Genomic DNA, 17,040 nt, shown 5'->3' with positions numbered 1-17,040 from the left:
TCAATAGTCCAATGAGTTTAATCTATTACAACAACTGTCCGCTTTGTGGTTCGTCACAGATACATGAAGCGCTTACCGCCAAAGATTACACCGTATCGAAAGAAACATTCAACATCTTCCATTGCGGAGGCTGTGGCGGCCGCTTTACACAAAATGTGCCCGATAGCGCCCACATAGGCCGCTACTATCAGTCGCAGGAATATATTTCCCACTCTGAAACAAAGCAGGGACTCATTAACCGTTTATATCACAGTGTCAGGAAAATTACGCTGCGCTCCAAACAAAACTGGGTGCGCAATGCCTGCGGTATAAAAACAGGCACCCTGCTGGATATAGGCAGCGGCACCGGGGCATTCCTGCATTATATGCAAACCGGCGGCTGGACTGTCACCGGCCTCGAACCCGATGAAAATGCACGCCGCAACGCCAAAGAAATTTACAAAGTGGAGGCACTGCCCATTGAACAGCTGTATGCTTTACCTGCGCAGCAATTTGATGCCATTACCATGTGGCATGTACTGGAACACGTACACGACCTGCACGGCTACCTGGATCACATCCGCACCCTGCTGAAACCCGGAGGCGCACTGCTGATCGCCGTTCCCAACTACACCTCCTCCGACGCCGACTATTATAAAGAATACTGGGCCGCCTACGATGTGCCCCGGCATCTCTATCATTTCTCGCCGGGCTCCATGGAAAAACTACTTGCACAGCATCATATCAAACTGGCCAAAAAACACCCGATGGTATTCGACGGCTTCTACGTAAGCCTGCTCAGCGAAAAATACAAAACCGGCAAAAGCCGGCTCCTGCAAGGCTTCTTCCATGGCTTCCGCTCCTATCGCAAAGGCCTGAAAACCGTGGACCGGTGCAGCTCTATTGTTTACGAATGCAAGGTTTAGAGCGGATTTTGTCTTTCTCGCTGATTACGCTGATTTTGCAGATTTTACTTTTGGGATTTTATTTTGATTTTAAAAAGATTTGGGGAGATATAAGCGGATACATCCACTTATATCTCCCCAAAATCATTTAAATCAAAAGTGATCAAATCTGCAAAATCAGTATAATCAGCGTAATCAGCGAGAAAGACAAAATCCGCTACAATAATTTCATCTCGTCGATCAACCGCGTACAGCCCGCGTATTTGTCCACGATAAACAGCACATAGCGGATATCCACCATGATATTCCGGCAAATGGAAGGGTCGAAGTTAATATCGCTCATCGTACCTTCCCAGGTGCGGTCGAAGTTCAGCCCCACCAGGTGGCCGTACGCATCCAGCGCAGGACTGCCAGAATTACCACCGGTGGTATGATTGGAGGCAATGAAACACACCGGCATCTTGCCATTGGCGCCGTAACGGCCATAGTCTTTCTTCTTATAAAGCTCTATTAACCGGGCAGGCACATCAAATTCATAATCTCCGGGAACATATTTTTCCATCACGCCATCCAGGTAAGTATAGAAATCGTAGTGGATAGCATCGCGGGGATTATAGCCATCTACTTTTCCGTAAGTAACCCGCAGCGTGCTGTTGGCGTCGGGATAGAAGCTTTTTTTACTGCCCATTACATCCATTTGCGCCTGCATATAAGTGCGTTGCAGGTTGTTGATGTTCAACTGCAGATCCGCCAGCGGGCGGCTTACATTATCCACATAACCTTTGCGCATAGCCATTACCAGCCGGGTAGCCGGATCTTTCCACATCTGCGCCACCACCGTATTATAGGGTTGTTGTACAAAAGCGGTTAGTTTATCGATAGAGGTTAAGCCGGATATCGCATATAGTTTGTCAGTCAATGCGCGGCTGTCTTTGTTGTTTTCCTGCCAGATCTGTGCAAACTCCGCCCCTGCAAATTGCGCCGGAACGCCTTTGGCATACAAGGCAATCAGGCTCACAGCCACATCATGATCTACCTTTGCATTGTAATTCTGATAAAATCCCTGCATAGATGCGAGGAACTGCTGCCGCATGGTTTCATACTGCGCTTCTCCCCTTTCATGCACATCGTTGAGGAAGGTGATGAGGCGGTCGCCGACAGTGAACAGCTCCACATTTTTTACCAGCTCACTGTAATAGTCGCGGGCCTGTGCATAAGGTTGCACCTGCTGATAGTACCCGTTGAGCGAATCCAGTACGCCGTTGTACTTTTGCTTCCATACCGGGTTGCTTTCCAGCTGCTGCCGGTAAACATCTTCATACTGTAGTTTTTTACCTACGCCGTTGGTTTGCTTTACGCCCTGCATTTCTCCCATCCATTTCTTCCAGTAGTTGGCGGTGCCGGCGAATTTAGCTGCATACTGGATTTTTATCTGCGGGTCTTTCCGCATGTAGCTATCCATAATTTTGAGGGCGGCATCGCGCATTTCCACTTTTGCGGCATCGAGCACCTCTACGGTTTGCTTTACTCCTTCGGAGGGCAGATATTCGGTGGTGCGGCCGGGAAAACCCATCACCATAGTGAAATCATTTTGTTTCACTCCCTTCAGGGAAATGGTAAGGGCATATTTAGGCTTTAAAGGCACGTTATCCTTTGAGTAAGGCGCCGGGCGGCCATCCTTACCAGCGTAGATGCGAAACATCGAAAAATCGCCTGTATGACGCGGCCAAACCCAGTTGTCGGTGTCTGATCCGAACTTACCAATGGAAGAAGGCGGCGCGCCTACCAGGCGTACGTCGCGGTAAGTTTCCGTTACGAACAGGAAATACTGGTTGCCCTCATAAAAAGGCTTTATCATGGTTTCCTGCCAGCTTTCCCTGCGGGCATTCTGGCGGATTTCGTTCAAACGTTTGTCGATAGCCGACTGCCGCTCTCTTTCGCTCATACCGGGCGTTACATCCTGCAGGGCGGCTTTGGTCACGTCATCAATGCGTACAATGAAGGTGGCAAACAAACCGGGGTTAGGCAGTTCTTCTGCCGCCGACTTTGCCCAGAACCCGTTTTCCAGGAAGTTATTTTGTAAGGAAGAGTGCTTCTGAATGGCGTCATAACCGCAGTGATGATTGGTGAGCAGCAATCCCTGCTCAGAGATCACTTCTGCCGTACAAAAACCGCCAAAGCTCACGATGGCATCTTTCAGGCTGCCTTTGTTAATATTGTAAATATCCGCGGCAGTGATTTTCATGCCCATTCCCTTCATCTCTTTTTCATTAAGACCGGAAAGCAGCTGTGGCAGCCACATTCCCTCGGTGGCATAAGTGTGCCCGCCAAGTACCAGGAGTACCAATAACAGCACCGGTTTCACGATTCGTTGCAACATATCTGATATTCTTTTTATAAAAGAGGCAATTTACTATAATTCGGGGAGCAGCGAAAAGATAACCCCATGTTTCCGATCATTCATCGACATAAACCCACGATTTACAGAGAAGACAGCTATTATCCGGCTGGAAAGTCAGAATTTCAGCCCTATATCTATCTGTCGCAAATGTTCCGGTTAAAATCTTCGGTAGTAATAGCACACATTACAGGGTGGCTGATATGCCTGAGTTTACCCCTGCTGTTTGTCAGTGGGCAAACGGGCGACCGCAAAGCGCTCTCTATCTTATTCTCAACAGATTACCTGGTATTCCTGGTAACGTATGTAGCACTGTTCTATTTTCATACCACCTTCCTGTTTCCCAGGCTGTACTTCCGGAAACAATATGTTCTTTACTTCCTGTCTGTTTTACTGTTGCTGATCATGGTCAACTATATGCGGCCCTATGATCACCTGTTCTCATTGTCGCATCCGCGTGGAGAAATGCCATGGCGCCAGCAAATGCCGCCCGGGGCAGCACCAGGCCCGCGGCCACCCGGCAGACCACACCGGCCCATCGATATTGTGAGCGACTTCCTTTTCCTGCTCACCATTGCACTGAGTATGGCCATCGAAACCACACGCCGCTGGCGGCAAACCGAAAAAAGAGCACTGTACGCAGAAACCCGCAAAACCCAGGCAGAATTGTCCTTTCTGAAAGCCCAGATCAATCCGCACTTCCTGTTTAATACCCTTAACAATATTTACTCCCTCGCTATCACACGCAGCGATAACACCGCCATGAGCATCATGAAGCTTTCTAACATGCTGCGCTATGTAACCGAGGATACGAGAGATGATTATGTACTGCTGGAAAGCGAAATTGATTGCCTCCGGGATTATATTGATCTCCAGAAACTCCGGCTCACCACTAAAACGAAAGTCAATTTCGCAGTTACCGGCAGCCCGGGCATTAAGTGCATTGCCCCGCTGGTACTGCTACCCTTCCTTGAAAACGCGTTTAAGTATGGCGTCAGCAATCACGAACCGTCTGAAATTACCATCCTGCTGCAAACGTCCGAAAACAGGATCCACTTTTACTGCAGTAATAAATTATTCAGAATGGCGCCGGACACAAGCCGCACGGGCATTGGCATTTCCAACACACGGCAAAGACTGGAACACCTCTATCCCGATAAATACGAACTGCAAATCAGTGAAGATAACGGCGCATATTCTATTTCCTTACAATTACAGGTATAAGCGATGGAGATTAAATTTATTGTGATAGACGACGAACCGCCCGCCTTACAGGTGACCAAAACCTATGCACAGGAATTTCCCTGGCTGAAATTACAGCATACTTTTACAGATGCCATTTCCGCAGCGGAATACCTGCGGCAGTATTAATATCGTCGGGGAATGCCATCTGCGTAGTTCCTTTCAGTTTATCATTCACGTATACCTGTGCATGAATATGCGTTACCCGGCCTTCATACCAGCCCGGATAAATGGAAGTAAATTTAACCTGCCCGGCTGTATCCGAATACTGCAATTCCCTGCAGAAAACCAGCGCGGTATTATCCTGCGTACCGAGGTATCCCCGGTTGCTGTAGCCGGAATAATAACCATCCTTATCGCAATGCCAGATATCTACCCTCGCGTTGGCAAGCGGCTTGCAGCTGTTGTTGGTGTTCAGAATGTTAATGGTAATGTGCAACGGGGTACCTGTTTTGCCATCGGTGATATCCACGCGCTGAATGGAGGAGCCCCTGCTGTTGTAGAGTGGATAGGGACCATCTGTTTCTTCCGGGGAAACGGTACAGGCGCCGCTGCTGCTATCTGTTCCGGGATCGGCAGCATCACTTTTCTTACAGCCTTCAATCAGCACCGGCACAGCGGTAGCGCTGATAAACAGTTGTTTCAGGAATTGTTTACGGGAGTTTTCCATCTCATCATTTTTGATCTGCTATAAAGGTTTTGATTATGTAACAGATTTACAAAAAAAGATAGATGAACCGGCCCTATGTACCGGAGAATAGCATTTCCGGAGCGGAAATAAAATCCCGGCTCCGGAAATGTTTTAACAGATTAGCTCATGCAACGATTAGTGATACAGATAATTAAGCGCAATGATATCATTGGCATTAAATGTACGGTTGCCGCCATTGGAGCAGGCCAGCATCCAGGAGTTGGCATCCGGTGCAGAAGGAGTGCCCGGAATATATACTGCGCCTACATTGCTTGCGCCTTCGTTGGTGGCAGTACCGCCGCAGCTGTAGGAACGGTCCATGTAATCGGTATGACGCATACCAATGCAGTGACCAATTTCATGCTGGATAACAGAACCTACATACAATACGTTGGGATTAGATCCGTAGGCGTACTGGTTGGTGTTCATCTTAATGGTGCCATACGGATTACCACCGCTGGTAGGAAATCCGGAAGAACCGAGTGTGATGTAACCACCGCTTGGTCCCTGGTTAAATCCTCTGATGGTAATGTCAGCGGCGCCGCTGGTTACACGCTGAAAGGTCATGCGCAGCCCCAGCCTGTTGTAACGTGCAATGGCAGTATCAGTGCCAGCGATAAAGGCAGTACCTAAACTGGTCACCTTAATTCTGATAACGCGGGGTAATGCTGTAACCAGGTAATTAGTGCGGTACTGTTCTGTTTTGGCCACCCGTAAAACAGGGCTCGTAACGGTTTCTTTCAACTGTGCAGCTGTAAGCAGGATGTCACCTTCCACAAGGTAGCCATCTTCGGTTTTTACCACGTTCTCTGTGCTAAAGCCATTTGCTTTAATCTGGGCTAACACTTCTGCTGACACGGGATCGGGCTGCGCTTCTTTTTGTGCGCCGTTCTTCTGACAGGACGCAAAGAGGAAAGCCGCTGCCATGCAGCAGAGCACAGGAATTGATTGTGTTCTCATAATTCAGATTTTTGGTTTTGGTTTAGAAAAAAAAGTTCAGATTTTTGGTTTAGAGTTTAAAAAAAGATATCCCTGTCGCCTGTTTTTTCAAACAGGCCACTGTTAACAACACTAAATGCCCGCGCTGATCTGTGGCTGAATAAGACGTGGAATAAAAACAATTTCGTACTAAAAGCACATTGTTTTTTTTCTTCTTATTGCCGCAAACGCGATCGCCCAGCTTTGATTATCTTCCGGAAACTGCAGTTGTGATACTGTGCTCTCGTTTTCGGATACATACAACAGCTAATATGCCCTGCTATGGCATAGCATCAGTTTTTAATGGGTTGGTAGTGATTCAGTAATGCCGGTTATTTCCGGTGACTAAGATTTGCTCTATCAATTAAGAAACTGTGTAACAGATTCAGATCGTTGTTCAGATTTAGTTGAATTTTATATTAGGTTTTCCTCTTTCAATATTACAACATTCGTTTAATTTAAAAAAAATATTTTGTTTTAGTATTGATAAAAAATTGTGTTGAAAATCTAAATACAGTAGCTTTAGGTAGCAACACTAAACCAAAATCACTCACCCGTTGCCGACACCTGCATGCGGATAATACCCTCTAAAATATGGCCCTTGCTGTTTTTGCAGCTTTGTTATTTTTACTATGCTGCTGCACAGCAATCACACTATCCCGACAGCCTGGTGCAACGGTATGCTACCGATACGTTTTCACTGCAACGGAAAAGTGGTCCTTTCCTGGTGAAGTTTGCAAAACTGCCAAATGAGTCAAAGCTGCAGCAATGGGGACTTGTACAGCCTCTCTCCCGCTATCATTACATATTACAACACGTACCGGAAGATAGTACGCTCGTATATTGTTACAGTGCAGGTTATAATTTTAAAGCAAGCATTCCGCTGCTGCAACAACTGGAACAAACATCCGCGCGGGATAGCATCACTATACAGGTGTCATGCCACCCGGCAGAAAAGCAATTAATGTATGCCCGCGTGCAGTCGTACTCCACGCAGTACCACGTAGCCAGGGCAAAGGTTAAAAAGCAGGACTGGCCCCTGTTTATCAGTCAGGCGGCCATACAGTTCGCAGACCTTATCCGGCGACCGGTCCCTGAAATTATTATCAATACCGGCAACCTGGCAGTGAACCGGATCCCTTTCGCACAACAGCAATTTCCACTTATCACAGGAAAACGTATAACCGTTTCCGTTAAAGAAGATTTATTTGATACCACTGATATCGATTTACAGGGACGATATATTCCTTCTTCCTATAATTCCTCTCTCCAAACCGCGCATGCTTTAATAATGGCTACGCTGATTGGCGGCGCGGGCAACAGTGGTGCAGGTGGCAAAGGCGTGGCGCCTGAAGTAAAGCTGAGTTCTGCAGACTACAACAGCAGTCTCCTTCCGGATGATGATGCCTATTATCATCAATCCGGCATCACGGTACAAAATCACTCCTATGGTACCGGCATCGAAAATTATTATGGCGCCGAAGCCGTGGCCTATGATCAGCAGATTTATGAAGCAGATACTTTAGTGCATGTATATTCTTCCGGGAACATTGGTACATCACCAGCCTCCGGCGGGCGTTACCAGGGCATTACAGGGTACGCTAATTTATCCGGCAATTTTAAACAGGCTAAAAATATTATTGTCAGCGGTGGTACAGATGGCGCCGCGCAACTGATCGCACTCAGTTCCAAAGGCCCAGCCTACGATGGCCGCATTATGCCACATGTAACCGCTTATGGCGAAGACGGCACCTCCGGCGCAGCAGCGCTTACCAGCGGTGTGGTGGCATTACTCCAGGACGCCTGGCGTATGCTGCACAACACGCCCGTTTCCGCCGCCCTCATCAAAGCCGTTATCATTAACAGCGCCTTCCGGCCCCCAGGCGTACACCCATCATTTGGCAGCGGATATGGCAACCTGCACGCATATGGCGCTATCAAAACCATACAGGACAACCGCCTCCTCCAGGGCAGTGCCGGCAACCATACGGCTACGTCCTTCAACATCGCTGTTCCGGAGGGCATACAGGAGGTGAAAGTAACCCTGTGCTGGAATGATCCACCGGCCACTGTTAATGCCGTTAAAGCGCTTATAAACGACCTCGACATAACAGCTACCACCGCCGACGGCAAAAACTGGCTGCCGTGGACGCTGAGCACCTATCCGTTAATTGATTCATTATTGCTACCCGCAAAACGTGGCAGGGATAGCCTCAACAATACAGAACAGATCAGTATTGAAAATCCGGTGCCCGGCAATATGCGGGTGCAGGTATCCGGCGCACAGGTTACTGCCGGCACACAGCCTTTCTACCTGGCTTATGAACTGGTGCCGGTAAAAACCTTCCAGTGGCAAAACCCCGCCACAGGCACTACGGCAGCCGCAGGACAGGCATTACCGCTGCAATGGGAAACTACGTATAGTGGTAACAGTGAGCTTTCCTACAGCAGCGACAGCGGCCGCACCTGGCTGCCCATTGCACAAAACATCCCGGTGGAAAACAGGCTGTATAACTGGAACGCACCGGATATTTTCAGCCCGGTGATCCTGAAACTAACGTTAACGGATACCTCGTTTATTAGCAACCCTTTTTACATTTCGCCGGCACTCACCATGCGCGCAGGATTCAACTGCACGGATACGGTATTGCTGTACTGGAACGGACAACCGGGCGCCACTGCATACCAGTTGTACACCATGAGCAATACGGCGCTGATTCCGTATAGCCAGGTCCATGATACTTTTGTTTTTATCCCCAAGGCAACGGCGTCGTCGTTGTATTTTGCAGTAAGCCCCGTCGCTGCCGGTGGCTGGACGGGCATCCGCAGCTATGCCGTTAATTACACGCAACAGGGTGTAGGCTGCTATGTACAAAACCTGCTGGCCGATCCTACTACCGATAATAAAGTAGCACTGTCGCTCACACTGGGCAGCACCTGGCAACTCCAAACGGTTTACTGGGAGCGGTTTACACGGGAAGGCTGGATAACGCTGCAACAGCAACCCGTAGGCGATGCCATGAACTTTAACTACCTCGACGACAGCGCACCGGAAGGACTGCTGCGTTACCGGGTGAAGTTGCTCACCTCTAACGGGCAATATATTTATGCCGAACCGGTTACCGTTACCATCATTGCAGGTAATCATATCTTACTTTTCCCCAACCCCGTAAGCAGCCAGTTCACCGTTTTGGATGGCACCCCACGCAGCCGCCAACTGGTAATTACGGATATGAGCGGACGGATAGTATTGCAGCGGAATCTTGAAGATATCCAGGAAACGGTGGAAGTGCAGCGACTGGCAAATGGGATTTATAACTGTAGTATTTATGCAGATAATAAACGGATCTACTCCGCACAGTTTGTAAAGCAGCAATAATTGCTGCGCAATGCCGAGTTATGATGAGCTTCCTGCTAAACAAAACAGCTGCTCCGGTAAACCGGAACAGCTGTTATTATACTTACAATAAGATAAGACTACAGGTGAATTGCTTCGCCGTAAGCTACTTCTATGGCGTCTTTTACAGATTCGCTCATAGTTGGATGCGGGTGGATGGAATCCAGCACTTCCTGGTAAGTAGTTTCCAGTTTACGTGCTACCACTGTTTCTGCGATGATTTCAGTAACGTTGGCGCCGATCATGTGGGTACCTAACCATTCGCCGTACTTGGCGTCGAAGATCACTTTTACGAAACCTTCAGTGGCACCGGCTGCAGAAGCTTTACCGGACGCAGAGAATGGGAATTTACCCACTTTCACTTCGTAACCGGCTTCTTTTGCTGCCTTTTCAGTATAACCTACAGAAGCAATTTCAGGTGCGCAATAAGTACAGCCCGGAATGTTCATGTAGTCAATTGGTTCTGGTTTGTGCGCATATTTCTTTTCATTGTATGCGATAGCTTCCACGCAGATGATACCTTCTTTAGAGGCAACGTGTGCGAGGGCTTGACCAGGCACCATATCGCCGATAGCGTAAACGCCCGGGATATTTGTCTGGTAATATTTATCAACCAGTACACGGCCTTTATCGGTTTTGATACCCATTCCTTCCAGGCCGAGATTTTCGATATTAGCAGCGATACCTACCGCGCTCAGTACCACATCTGCTTCCAGGGTGATTTCGCCGGTTTGGGTTTTCACTTTTGCTTTCACACCGTTACCACTTGCTTCAACAGCTTCTACAGAAGCGTTGGTCATGATTTCGATGCCTTTCTTTTTGTATATTTTTTCCAGTTCTTTGGAGATATCTTCATCTTCCACTGGTACAATGCGCGGGAGGAACTCAACGATGGTTACTTTAGTACCCAGGGTTGCGTAGAAGTAGGCAAATTCAACACCGATAGCGCCGGAACCCACAACAATCATGGATTTAGGCTGCTGAGGAAGGGTCATTGCTTCACGGTAGCCGATTACATTCTTACCATCAATCTTCAGGTTTGGCAGCTCACGTGCACGTGCGCCGGTAGCCAGGATGATATGTTTTGCGTCGTGTACAGTGGCTTTACCGTCTTTATCGGTTACTTCCACCTGGCCTTTGGATTTTACCTTTCCATTACCCATTAACACGTCGATCTTATTTTTCTTCATGAGGAACTGAACGCCCCTGCTCATTTTATCAGCAACACCGCGACTACGTTTGATCACCGCCTCGAAATCCACTTTTGCATCACCGATCGTGATACCATAGTCTTTTGAATGCTGTGTATATTCAAAAACCTGTGCAGTTTTTAACAAAGCCTTCGTTGGAATACAGCCCCAGTTTAAACAGATACCACCCAGACTCTCTCTTTCCACTACTGCAGTTTTAAATCCCAGCTGAGAAGCACGGATAGCAGCCACATATCCGCCGGGCCCACTACCAATTACGATTACGTCGTATGCCATATTGTTTAATTTTTAAATTGAACTTGCCAAAGGTAAATAAATAAGCAGAAAGCACAAAGCCTATTGCAAAAAGCCACCGGAGCGGAGATTACGGGGATGTTTTGCAACATTTACCGCTGTAATCCGCGCTCCGGTGGCTGTTATACTAAAATCCTATACTATCGCAGATCTACTACTTCCACGCCAGGGTAATTTTTGGCATCGAAAGTAAAGGTAGCATCGCTCAGGTTGGTATTTGGTGTAAAATTGGTGATTTCGTAAGTATAATGGTTACCATTCTTCTCAAACACCTTCATCCTGGCAATGCTCTGGTTTTTCTTATCTACAGAAACAATCACCTTAAATATAGTCTTAGATTTATCTGTAGGCGTCAGTTCTACATTCTGGAACACCTTACCTTTTTCCTGCGTTTCTGCTTCCAGTTTGTACAGGTAATCTTTATCGTAGAAGTTGGTGAACAGTTTGGCCGGTGTCATGGCGCCACTGCTCTGATCCACGTTATTAATAGTTACTTCATTCACATCTTTCGCGTATGTCCAGGAAGTTTTGTTATCGCTGATGATTTCCTGTCCTGGCAGCGTTACTTTATATTTAGCTCCCTTCAGATAAACAGTACCTTTTTTAGAATCTGACACGCTGTTATTAGCGCCTTCTACTTTTAATATAAAATTAGCGACTACTGTTTTTAATGACTTAAATTTATTACTAACACCATCCAGAACGGTTTTTGCCTTTGGGTCGGAAGCGCCCTTAGATTGTGCCATGCCGCTGAAAATGATACCACTCAACAACATTCCGGTTAATACAAATTTCTTCATCGTAGTTTTTTTTAGTTTGTGCTATCCAACAAAGACAAATGCCATGCCGGTATAGCCGTGTAGGTTTTTACAGGGTGCAAAATTCATTATATTTCCTGAAAAAGGGTAATAAATTCCGACCGCCTTAACATATTATAACAAATTATTAAGGATTTCATTCAGCTCGCTTTCTGTTTTCACCAGCACATCCCTGGCTTTGCTTCCCATATTGGGGCCTACGATGTTGGCAGCTTCCAGCTGGTCCATCAAGCGCCCTGCACGGTTGTAGCCCAGCTTCATCCTGCGTTGCAGGAGGGAGGTGGATCCCTGTTGGGTGGTAACAATCACCTGGGCGGCCTCTTCAAACAGCGGATCCCGGTCGGCGATACTCAGTTCGCGGCCATCCGGGTCCTTGTCATCCACATACTCAGGCAGCAGGAAAGCATCGGGGTAGCCTTTCTGGTTACCAATGAATTCAGCCACGTTTTCCACTTCCGGCGTATCCACGAAGGCACATTGCAGGCGTACCAGTTCCCCGTTGAAGGAAACCAGCATGTCTCCCTGCCCTATCAGCTGTTCGGCGCCGCCGATATCCAGGATGGTACGGGAATCTTATTTTTGAAGATACCTTAAAGGCCACGCGGGCCGGGAAGTTAGCTTTAATAGTACCGGTAATGATGTTTACAGAAGGGCGCTGGGTGGCAATGATCAGGTGAATACCTACTGCACGGGCCAGCTGGGCCAAACGGGCAATCGGCATTTCCACTTCCTTACCGGCTGTCATGATCAGATCCGCAAACTCATCTACCACCAGCACGATGAACGGCAGGTAGCGGTGGCCTTTCAGCGGATTGAGACGGCGTTGCGTAAATTTACCATTGTACTCACGGATATTGCGGGTACCGGCTTCTTTCAGCAGGTCGTACCGCAGGTCCATTTCAATACACAGGGCATTGAGCGTGTGGATCACCTTTTTGGTATCGGTAATGATCGCATCATCTTCACCGGGTAATTTGGCCAGGAAGTGTTTCTCAATGAGCTTGTATAACGACAACTCCACTTTTTTCGGATCTACCAATACGAACTTCAGCTGGGAAGGATGCTTTTTATACAGCAATGATACCAGCAAAGTGTTGATACCAACGGATTTACCCTGACCCGTAGCACCTGCCATCAGCAGGTGGGGCATCTTGGCCAGATCGGCAATAAAGTTTTCGTTGTCGATCTTTTTACCAATGGCAATGGGCAGATCCATGGTGCTGGTCTGGAATTTTTCCGAGGCCAGCATATTTTTAAGAGATACAATGGTTTTCTTCACATTGGGTACTTCAATACCAATGGTACCCTTTCCCGGAATAGGCGCAATGATACGGATACCGAGCGCCGACAGGCTTAACGCAATGTCATCTTCCAGGTTTTTAATACGGGAGATACGAACGCCGGCAGCCGGCACAATTTCGTACAGGGTAACGGTGGGTCCTACTGTGGCACTGATCTTCTGAATGGAAATATCATAGTTCTTGAGGGTATCAATGATCTGGTTCTTATTCTTTTCCAGTTCAGCGGTATCCTGTACAATCACTTTATCCGCATTATGATTTTCCAGCAGGTCCAGGGTCGGGAACTTATAATCTCTCAGATCCAGGGACGGATCGTAAGGATCTACCGGTTCCACAGGCCGTGTAGGCGCAATCTCTTCCACTTCGTCTTCCTCGTCCTGGTAAGTGGGTTTTATTTCGAAGGCCACTTCTACCGGTTCCCCTTTCTTTTTGCTGACAGGGGCAAGCGGTTGTTCGGGCGTTTCTTCTATATACAATAATGGTCCCGGATCTTCTTCTTCCTCTTCTTCCTCCTCCTCTGCAGGCTGCCCGTTTTCGTAAGCTGGTTCGGCAGGCAGGTAAGCTGCATGGGCAGAAGGGATCACGGTGATGTCTTCCCTTTCCACCAACTGCATAGGTGGCAGGTCTTCCTCGTCTTCTTCCGGTTCCGCATGCGGCGGGATTACCATTACGCCACCGTCGTCGCGGAGACCGTTTTTACGTGCGTCTTCTTTCGCCGAGGCGGCGGATGTTGCCGCAGTGGTTTGCATTACAGGGGCCACCGGTGCTGTGGCAGGTATGGGTTTAGGTGCTTTTATTTTTTTCTCCGGCCATTTGAAGTCGAAGTTGAATTTCCAGATAAGCCAGGAGAAGCCAACAACCAGCAACAGCAGGGCGGTTCCTGTTTTGCCTACGAAGCCGGTGGTCCATTTATTCAGGGCATCGCCCAGGGCGCCGCCCCAGGGGAAATCGCCGCCGCCGATGGCAAAGGCCATTGTCATGCTGATAAAGAGCACACCAAACAGGATATATTTTATACTGCGCCAGATACGGAATACCCGGCGGCCAACGATGAAATTTACACCGATGATAAAAAAGAAGTAGCAGAACAGGTAAGCGGCAATACCTACGCCATAAAAGAAGAAGTTATGCGATACATAAGCACCCAGGCGGCCGAGCAGGTTATCTACTTTTACATCTCCAAAAAATAATTCCCGGGTAGAATAATGGAAAATTTTATCCTGGTCATCTTCCCAGGTAAAAAGATAGGAAGTGAAAGCAATAAAGCAATAAACAGACAATAAAAGAAAGAACACGCCCAGTACCTTGTGGGTGCGCTCATCTTTTACCAGCTCTTTTACCTTCACCTCGGGCTCCTTGTCTTTCTTCAATACATCCGGGTTCGGTGCGGGGCCTTTCGGTGGTTTCTTGCTTTCCGGTTTTTCGGTTTTCAGTTTATTCTTGGACATATTATAATTTCAGATTTGGGACTACCTGTCCTCCGACGGCGGCAACTGTAAGATCCAGTGTGCCATAAACTCGGGAACCAGGGGATCAATGGTTTGCTCCAGCTCTCCGTATTCGTTCACTTCACATGTTTTGCAGCGCTGAAACAAATGGTTTAATCCATCAAACTTACGGATTGTTGTGAGCAGATTACCATTTTCGTTCAATGCGCGTTCAATTTCTTTCAGATTGGCGGTAGCATCCACCTGTATATCTGCGGTGCCGTTGATTGCCATAAACGGACATTTGATCTGTTTCAGGTAGGTCAGCGGCTTATATCTTAATAACGAAATAGTTTCCGGACTCATATTGGCTCTCCGTATTAATTCATCCTCTGTTTGTACCTTCTTAACGTCTTCGCTTGAATTACGGTATATATCCCGGAGAATTTCCTGTGCCCTTGGCGTTATGGCTACGATGTCGCTGTCGCTTGCCAGGAGGTCCCAGTATGGCTTCATGCGTGCCTGTTCTGCCAGGATCAGGCTATCCGGTTTGCCGGCCACTTTCCCTTTGGCGAAAGCTTGCTGGTCGATCAGTTCCCGGCCGCTTACGCCCACTCCTGCCATGGATATTACAAAGGCCACTCCCGGATTGTTTGCTGCCACTATTTGCGCCACAATAGCGCCTTCGCTGTGTCCGAGTACCCCCATCCGCGAAATATCCACATCCTTCCTGGCTTTCAGGTATTTCAGCGCGGTGAGCGCATCGTGCGAAAAATCGTAGATATCGGATGTATAAAAATCGCCGGTGGAGGCGCCAAATCCCCTGTCGTCGTATCGCAGGGTAGCGATACCGTTACGGGCAAAATAGTCGGCCAGCACCAGGAAAAGTTTATGCCCTGCTATTTCCTCGTTCCTGTCCTGCGGACCGGAGCCGGAGAGCAATAACACTACAGGATACTTGCCCTGAGCTGCCGGGCGGGTGAACGTTCCGGCGAGTGTTACACTGTCTTTTATGTTATTAAACCTCACCTGTTCCGTGTAATACGGGAAAGGCGGCTTTGGTTCCTGTGGTCTTTTGTACATCTCGGCGGCCGTAATTTCTTTCCGGCCAAGGTCGGCATGACTTTGATCATCGCCCAACCCGGTAATGCCCCTGAACTGCTTTGCAGCCGGGTCCCATACACCGGTAAAGGAAAACCGCATCCCGTCTATACGCAGCAACAGGGTATCCTTGCGATACACGACTGTTTCAATCTCAAACCGGTCGTCGTCCGACATTTCGAGCAGCTGGAGTGTTCCTTTATAGCCCTCGCCGTCTTTTGCCAGGTCTACGATCATACGGTATTTATCCCCGTAATATAGTTTAAAGGTGCCGTACCATTTACCGGCAATATTTGCATTATCCTGCGCCATTCCCACTGACCCTGTCAGTAAACTCACGATCAACACCCAAAAACCTCTGTACATATACGAGAATGCTTTATGCTTTTAATTTTAAGACTCCTGCCAGCAGGCAGATCCAGCCGGCAATAAAAAACACGCCGCCAACAGGCGTAATGATGCCGATGCCTTTCAGGCCTACGTTGCCGGTAGTTTTGAGCAGCGTCATCAGATACAGTGAACCGGAGAACAGGATGATGCCGATAATGAAGCATCTGCCAGCCCAGATTAACTGGTTACCGGGCACATGAGCAAATAAGATGCCGGTAGCGATTAATGCAAATACGTGATAGAACTGATAAGTAACCCCTGTCTGAAAAGTAGATACGGTTTCGGGAGGCACCAGCTCTTTTAGTTTATGTGCGCCGAATGCGCCTAAAATTACTGCCAATGCACCTAATACCGCCGCCCAAACTAAAAAACTCTTATGCATATTAGAAATTTTGCGTAAAGGTATCCAATGAAATATTATCAGATGTAATTATATGCTTCGATTGCTGGTAAAAAGGAAGACGCTCTGCCATTTTCTTCTCTACAAACCCGGTCAGGTCTTCATCTTCCAGACCGGCAATCAACGGCCGTTTGAATTTTTTACGTTGCAGGCGTTCCACCATTACATCTACAGAAGGGTTGATCCAGATGGTAGTGCCATGTTCGTTCATAAAATCCATGTTCTCCTGGAAACAGGGCGTGCCCCCGCCGCAGGAGATCAGGAAGTTTTCCTGTTGGGATAACTCCCGGAGCAGCTGACTTTCCTTTTCGCGGAAATAATCTTCGCCCTTGCTGGAAAAAATATCAGCAATGGTCATCTCCTCCGCTTCCACAATCACTTCATCCAGATCGTAGTAAGGCAGTTGCCAGTGATCCGCCAGTTGTTTACCCCAATAGGATTTTCCGGCACCCATAAAACCGAGTAAATAAATCTTCATAAATAACGCGACAGTGCTTAATAAATTCGT

General features: G+C 47.9%; 14 protein-coding genes and 1 pseudogene. 4 read left to right on the top strand and 11 right to left on the bottom strand.

Features of this window, described 5'->3' with window-relative positions; all coding sequences use genetic code 11:
* Positions 1-11: 11 nt before the first annotated feature.
* Positions 12-905, top strand: a complete 894-nt coding sequence (locus QFZ48_RS19625) for a class I SAM-dependent methyltransferase (protein ID WP_429050406.1) — start codon at positions 12-14, stop codon at positions 903-905.
* A 196-nt stretch (positions 906-1,101) separates the two neighbouring features.
* Here the strand turns inward: QFZ48_RS19625 and QFZ48_RS19620 are convergent, their stop codons facing one another.
* The gene (locus QFZ48_RS19620) at positions 1,102-3,264 is read right to left on the bottom strand and encodes a S46 family peptidase (protein WP_429063311.1); all 2,163 of its coding nucleotides are present in this window, start codon (positions 3,262-3,264) and stop codon (positions 1,102-1,104) included.
* A gap of 66 nt (positions 3,265-3,330) precedes the next feature.
* Here QFZ48_RS19620 and QFZ48_RS19615 point away from each other — a divergent pair, with 66 nt between their 5' ends.
* A complete protein-coding gene (locus QFZ48_RS19615) occupies positions 3,331-4,506 on the top strand; it encodes a sensor histidine kinase (protein ID WP_429063310.1) in 1,176 nt (391 codons plus the stop codon).
* A 3-nt stretch (positions 4,507-4,509) separates the two neighbouring features.
* Positions 4,510-4,653: a hypothetical protein gene (locus QFZ48_RS19610; protein WP_429050409.1), complete on the top strand. Its 144-nt coding sequence runs from the start codon at positions 4,510-4,512 to the stop codon at positions 4,651-4,653.
* Here QFZ48_RS19610 and QFZ48_RS19605 read toward each other — a convergent pair.
* Positions 4,610-5,194 carry an intradiol ring-cleavage dioxygenase gene (locus tag QFZ48_RS19605; protein WP_429063309.1) on the bottom strand — a complete coding sequence of 195 codons (585 nt, stop codon included), beginning with the start codon at positions 5,192-5,194 and terminating at the stop codon, positions 4,610-4,612. The genes QFZ48_RS19610 and QFZ48_RS19605 overlap by 44 nt on opposite strands.
* A 156-nt stretch (positions 5,195-5,350) precedes the next feature.
* Entirely contained in the window at positions 5,351-6,175 is an 825-nt protein-coding gene (locus tag QFZ48_RS19600) for a M57 family metalloprotease (RefSeq protein WP_370907970.1), read from the bottom strand.
* 619 nt (positions 6,176-6,794) lie between these two features.
* Between QFZ48_RS19600 and QFZ48_RS19595 the strand changes: the two genes are divergently transcribed.
* Entirely contained in the window at positions 6,795-9,572 is a 2,778-nt protein-coding gene (locus QFZ48_RS19595; RefSeq protein WP_429063308.1) for a S8 family serine peptidase, read from the top strand.
* A gap of 98 nt (positions 9,573-9,670) precedes the next feature.
* Here QFZ48_RS19595 and lpdA read toward each other — a convergent pair whose 3' ends face one another.
* The 8 genes and pseudogenes from lpdA to QFZ48_RS19555 all read right to left on the bottom strand — a co-directional run bounded on the left by lpdA (position 9,671) and on the right by QFZ48_RS19555 (position 17,010).
* Positions 9,671-11,077 carry a dihydrolipoyl dehydrogenase gene (gene lpdA / locus QFZ48_RS19590; protein ID WP_370907972.1) on the bottom strand — a complete coding sequence of 469 codons (1,407 nt, stop codon included), beginning with the start codon at positions 11,075-11,077 and terminating at the stop codon, positions 9,671-9,673.
* A gap of 158 nt (positions 11,078-11,235) precedes the next feature.
* Positions 11,236-11,895 carry a LolA family protein gene (locus QFZ48_RS19585; protein WP_429050413.1) on the bottom strand — a complete coding sequence of 220 codons (660 nt, stop codon included), beginning with the start codon at positions 11,893-11,895 and terminating at the stop codon, positions 11,236-11,238.
* 132 nt (positions 11,896-12,027) lie between these two features.
* The gene (locus QFZ48_RS19580; RefSeq protein WP_429063307.1) at positions 12,028-12,429 is read right to left on the bottom strand and encodes a DNA translocase FtsK; all 402 of its coding nucleotides are present in this window, start codon (positions 12,427-12,429) and stop codon (positions 12,028-12,030) included.
* Positions 12,350-13,882 carry a DNA translocase FtsK gene (locus QFZ48_RS19575; protein WP_429065512.1) on the bottom strand — a complete coding sequence of 511 codons (1,533 nt, stop codon included), beginning with the start codon at positions 13,880-13,882 and terminating at the stop codon, positions 12,350-12,352. Before QFZ48_RS19575 ends, QFZ48_RS19580 begins: the two co-directional genes overlap by 80 nt.
* A gap of 207 nt (positions 13,883-14,089) precedes the next feature.
* Positions 14,090-14,662 (bottom strand): annotated as a pseudogene (locus QFZ48_RS19570) (DNA translocase FtsK 4TM domain-containing protein); the annotation flags it as partial.
* A gap of 21 nt (positions 14,663-14,683) precedes the next feature.
* Positions 14,684-16,108 carry an alpha/beta hydrolase family protein gene (locus QFZ48_RS19565; protein WP_429063306.1) on the bottom strand — a complete coding sequence of 475 codons (1,425 nt, stop codon included), beginning with the start codon at positions 16,106-16,108 and terminating at the stop codon, positions 14,684-14,686.
* A 13-nt stretch (positions 16,109-16,121) separates the two neighbouring features.
* A complete protein-coding gene (locus QFZ48_RS19560) occupies positions 16,122-16,514 on the bottom strand; it encodes a DUF423 domain-containing protein (protein ID WP_429063305.1) in 393 nt (130 codons plus the stop codon).
* 1 nt (position 16,515) lies between these two features.
* Positions 16,516-17,010 (bottom strand): shikimate kinase, encoded by a 495-nt coding sequence (locus QFZ48_RS19555; protein WP_370907977.1) that lies wholly within the window; start codon positions 17,008-17,010, stop codon positions 16,516-16,518.
* Positions 17,011-17,040: the final 30 nt, after the last annotated feature.

The organism is Chitinophaga sp. W2I13, from assembly GCF_050434005.1.
Lineage (GTDB): Bacteria > Bacteroidota > Bacteroidia > Chitinophagales > Chitinophagaceae > Chitinophaga.
The sequence above is the reverse complement of the archived record's forward strand: the minus strand, read 5'-3'. Positions and strand labels throughout refer to the sequence as shown.

What these genes read in the sequence shown, in the direction of transcription:
- QFZ48_RS19625 (WP_429050406.1), top strand. Translation starts at nt 12, where the DNA reads ATGAGTTTAATCTATTACAACAACTGTCCGCTTTGTGGTTCGTCACAG.
- QFZ48_RS19620 (WP_429063311.1), bottom strand. Translation starts at nt 3,264, where the DNA reads ATGTTGCAACGAATCGTGAAACCGGTGCTGTTATTGGTACTCCTGGTA.
- QFZ48_RS19615 (WP_429063310.1), top strand. Translation starts at nt 3,331, where the DNA reads ATGTTTCCGATCATTCATCGACATAAACCCACGATTTACAGAGAAGAC.
- QFZ48_RS19610 (WP_429050409.1), top strand. Translation starts at nt 4,510, where the DNA reads ATGGAGATTAAATTTATTGTGATAGACGACGAACCGCCCGCCTTACAG.
- QFZ48_RS19605 (WP_429063309.1), bottom strand. Translation starts at nt 5,194, where the DNA reads ATGGAAAACTCCCGTAAACAATTCCTGAAACAACTGTTTATCAGCGCT.
- QFZ48_RS19600 (WP_370907970.1), bottom strand. Translation starts at nt 6,175, where the DNA reads ATGAGAACACAATCAATTCCTGTGCTCTGCTGCATGGCAGCGGCTTTC.
- lpdA (WP_370907972.1), bottom strand. Translation starts at nt 11,077, where the DNA reads ATGGCATACGACGTAATCGTAATTGGTAGTGGGCCCGGCGGATATGTG.
- QFZ48_RS19585 (WP_429050413.1), bottom strand. Translation starts at nt 11,895, where the DNA reads ATGAAGAAATTTGTATTAACCGGAATGTTGTTGAGTGGTATCATTTTC.
- QFZ48_RS19580 (WP_429063307.1), bottom strand. Translation starts at nt 12,429, where the DNA reads ATGCTGGTTTCCTTCAACGGGGAACTGGTACGCCTGCAATGTGCCTTC.
- QFZ48_RS19575 (WP_429065512.1), bottom strand. Translation starts at nt 13,882, where the DNA reads ATGGTAATCCCGCCGCATGCGGAACCGGAAGAAGACGAGGAAGACCTG.
- QFZ48_RS19565 (WP_429063306.1), bottom strand. Translation starts at nt 16,108, where the DNA reads ATGTACAGAGGTTTTTGGGTGTTGATCGTGAGTTTACTGACAGGGTCA.
- QFZ48_RS19560 (WP_429063305.1), bottom strand. Translation starts at nt 16,514, where the DNA reads ATGCATAAGAGTTTTTTAGTTTGGGCGGCGGTATTAGGTGCATTGGCA.
- QFZ48_RS19555 (WP_370907977.1), bottom strand. Translation starts at nt 17,010, where the DNA reads ATGAAGATTTATTTACTCGGTTTTATGGGTGCCGGAAAATCCTATTGG.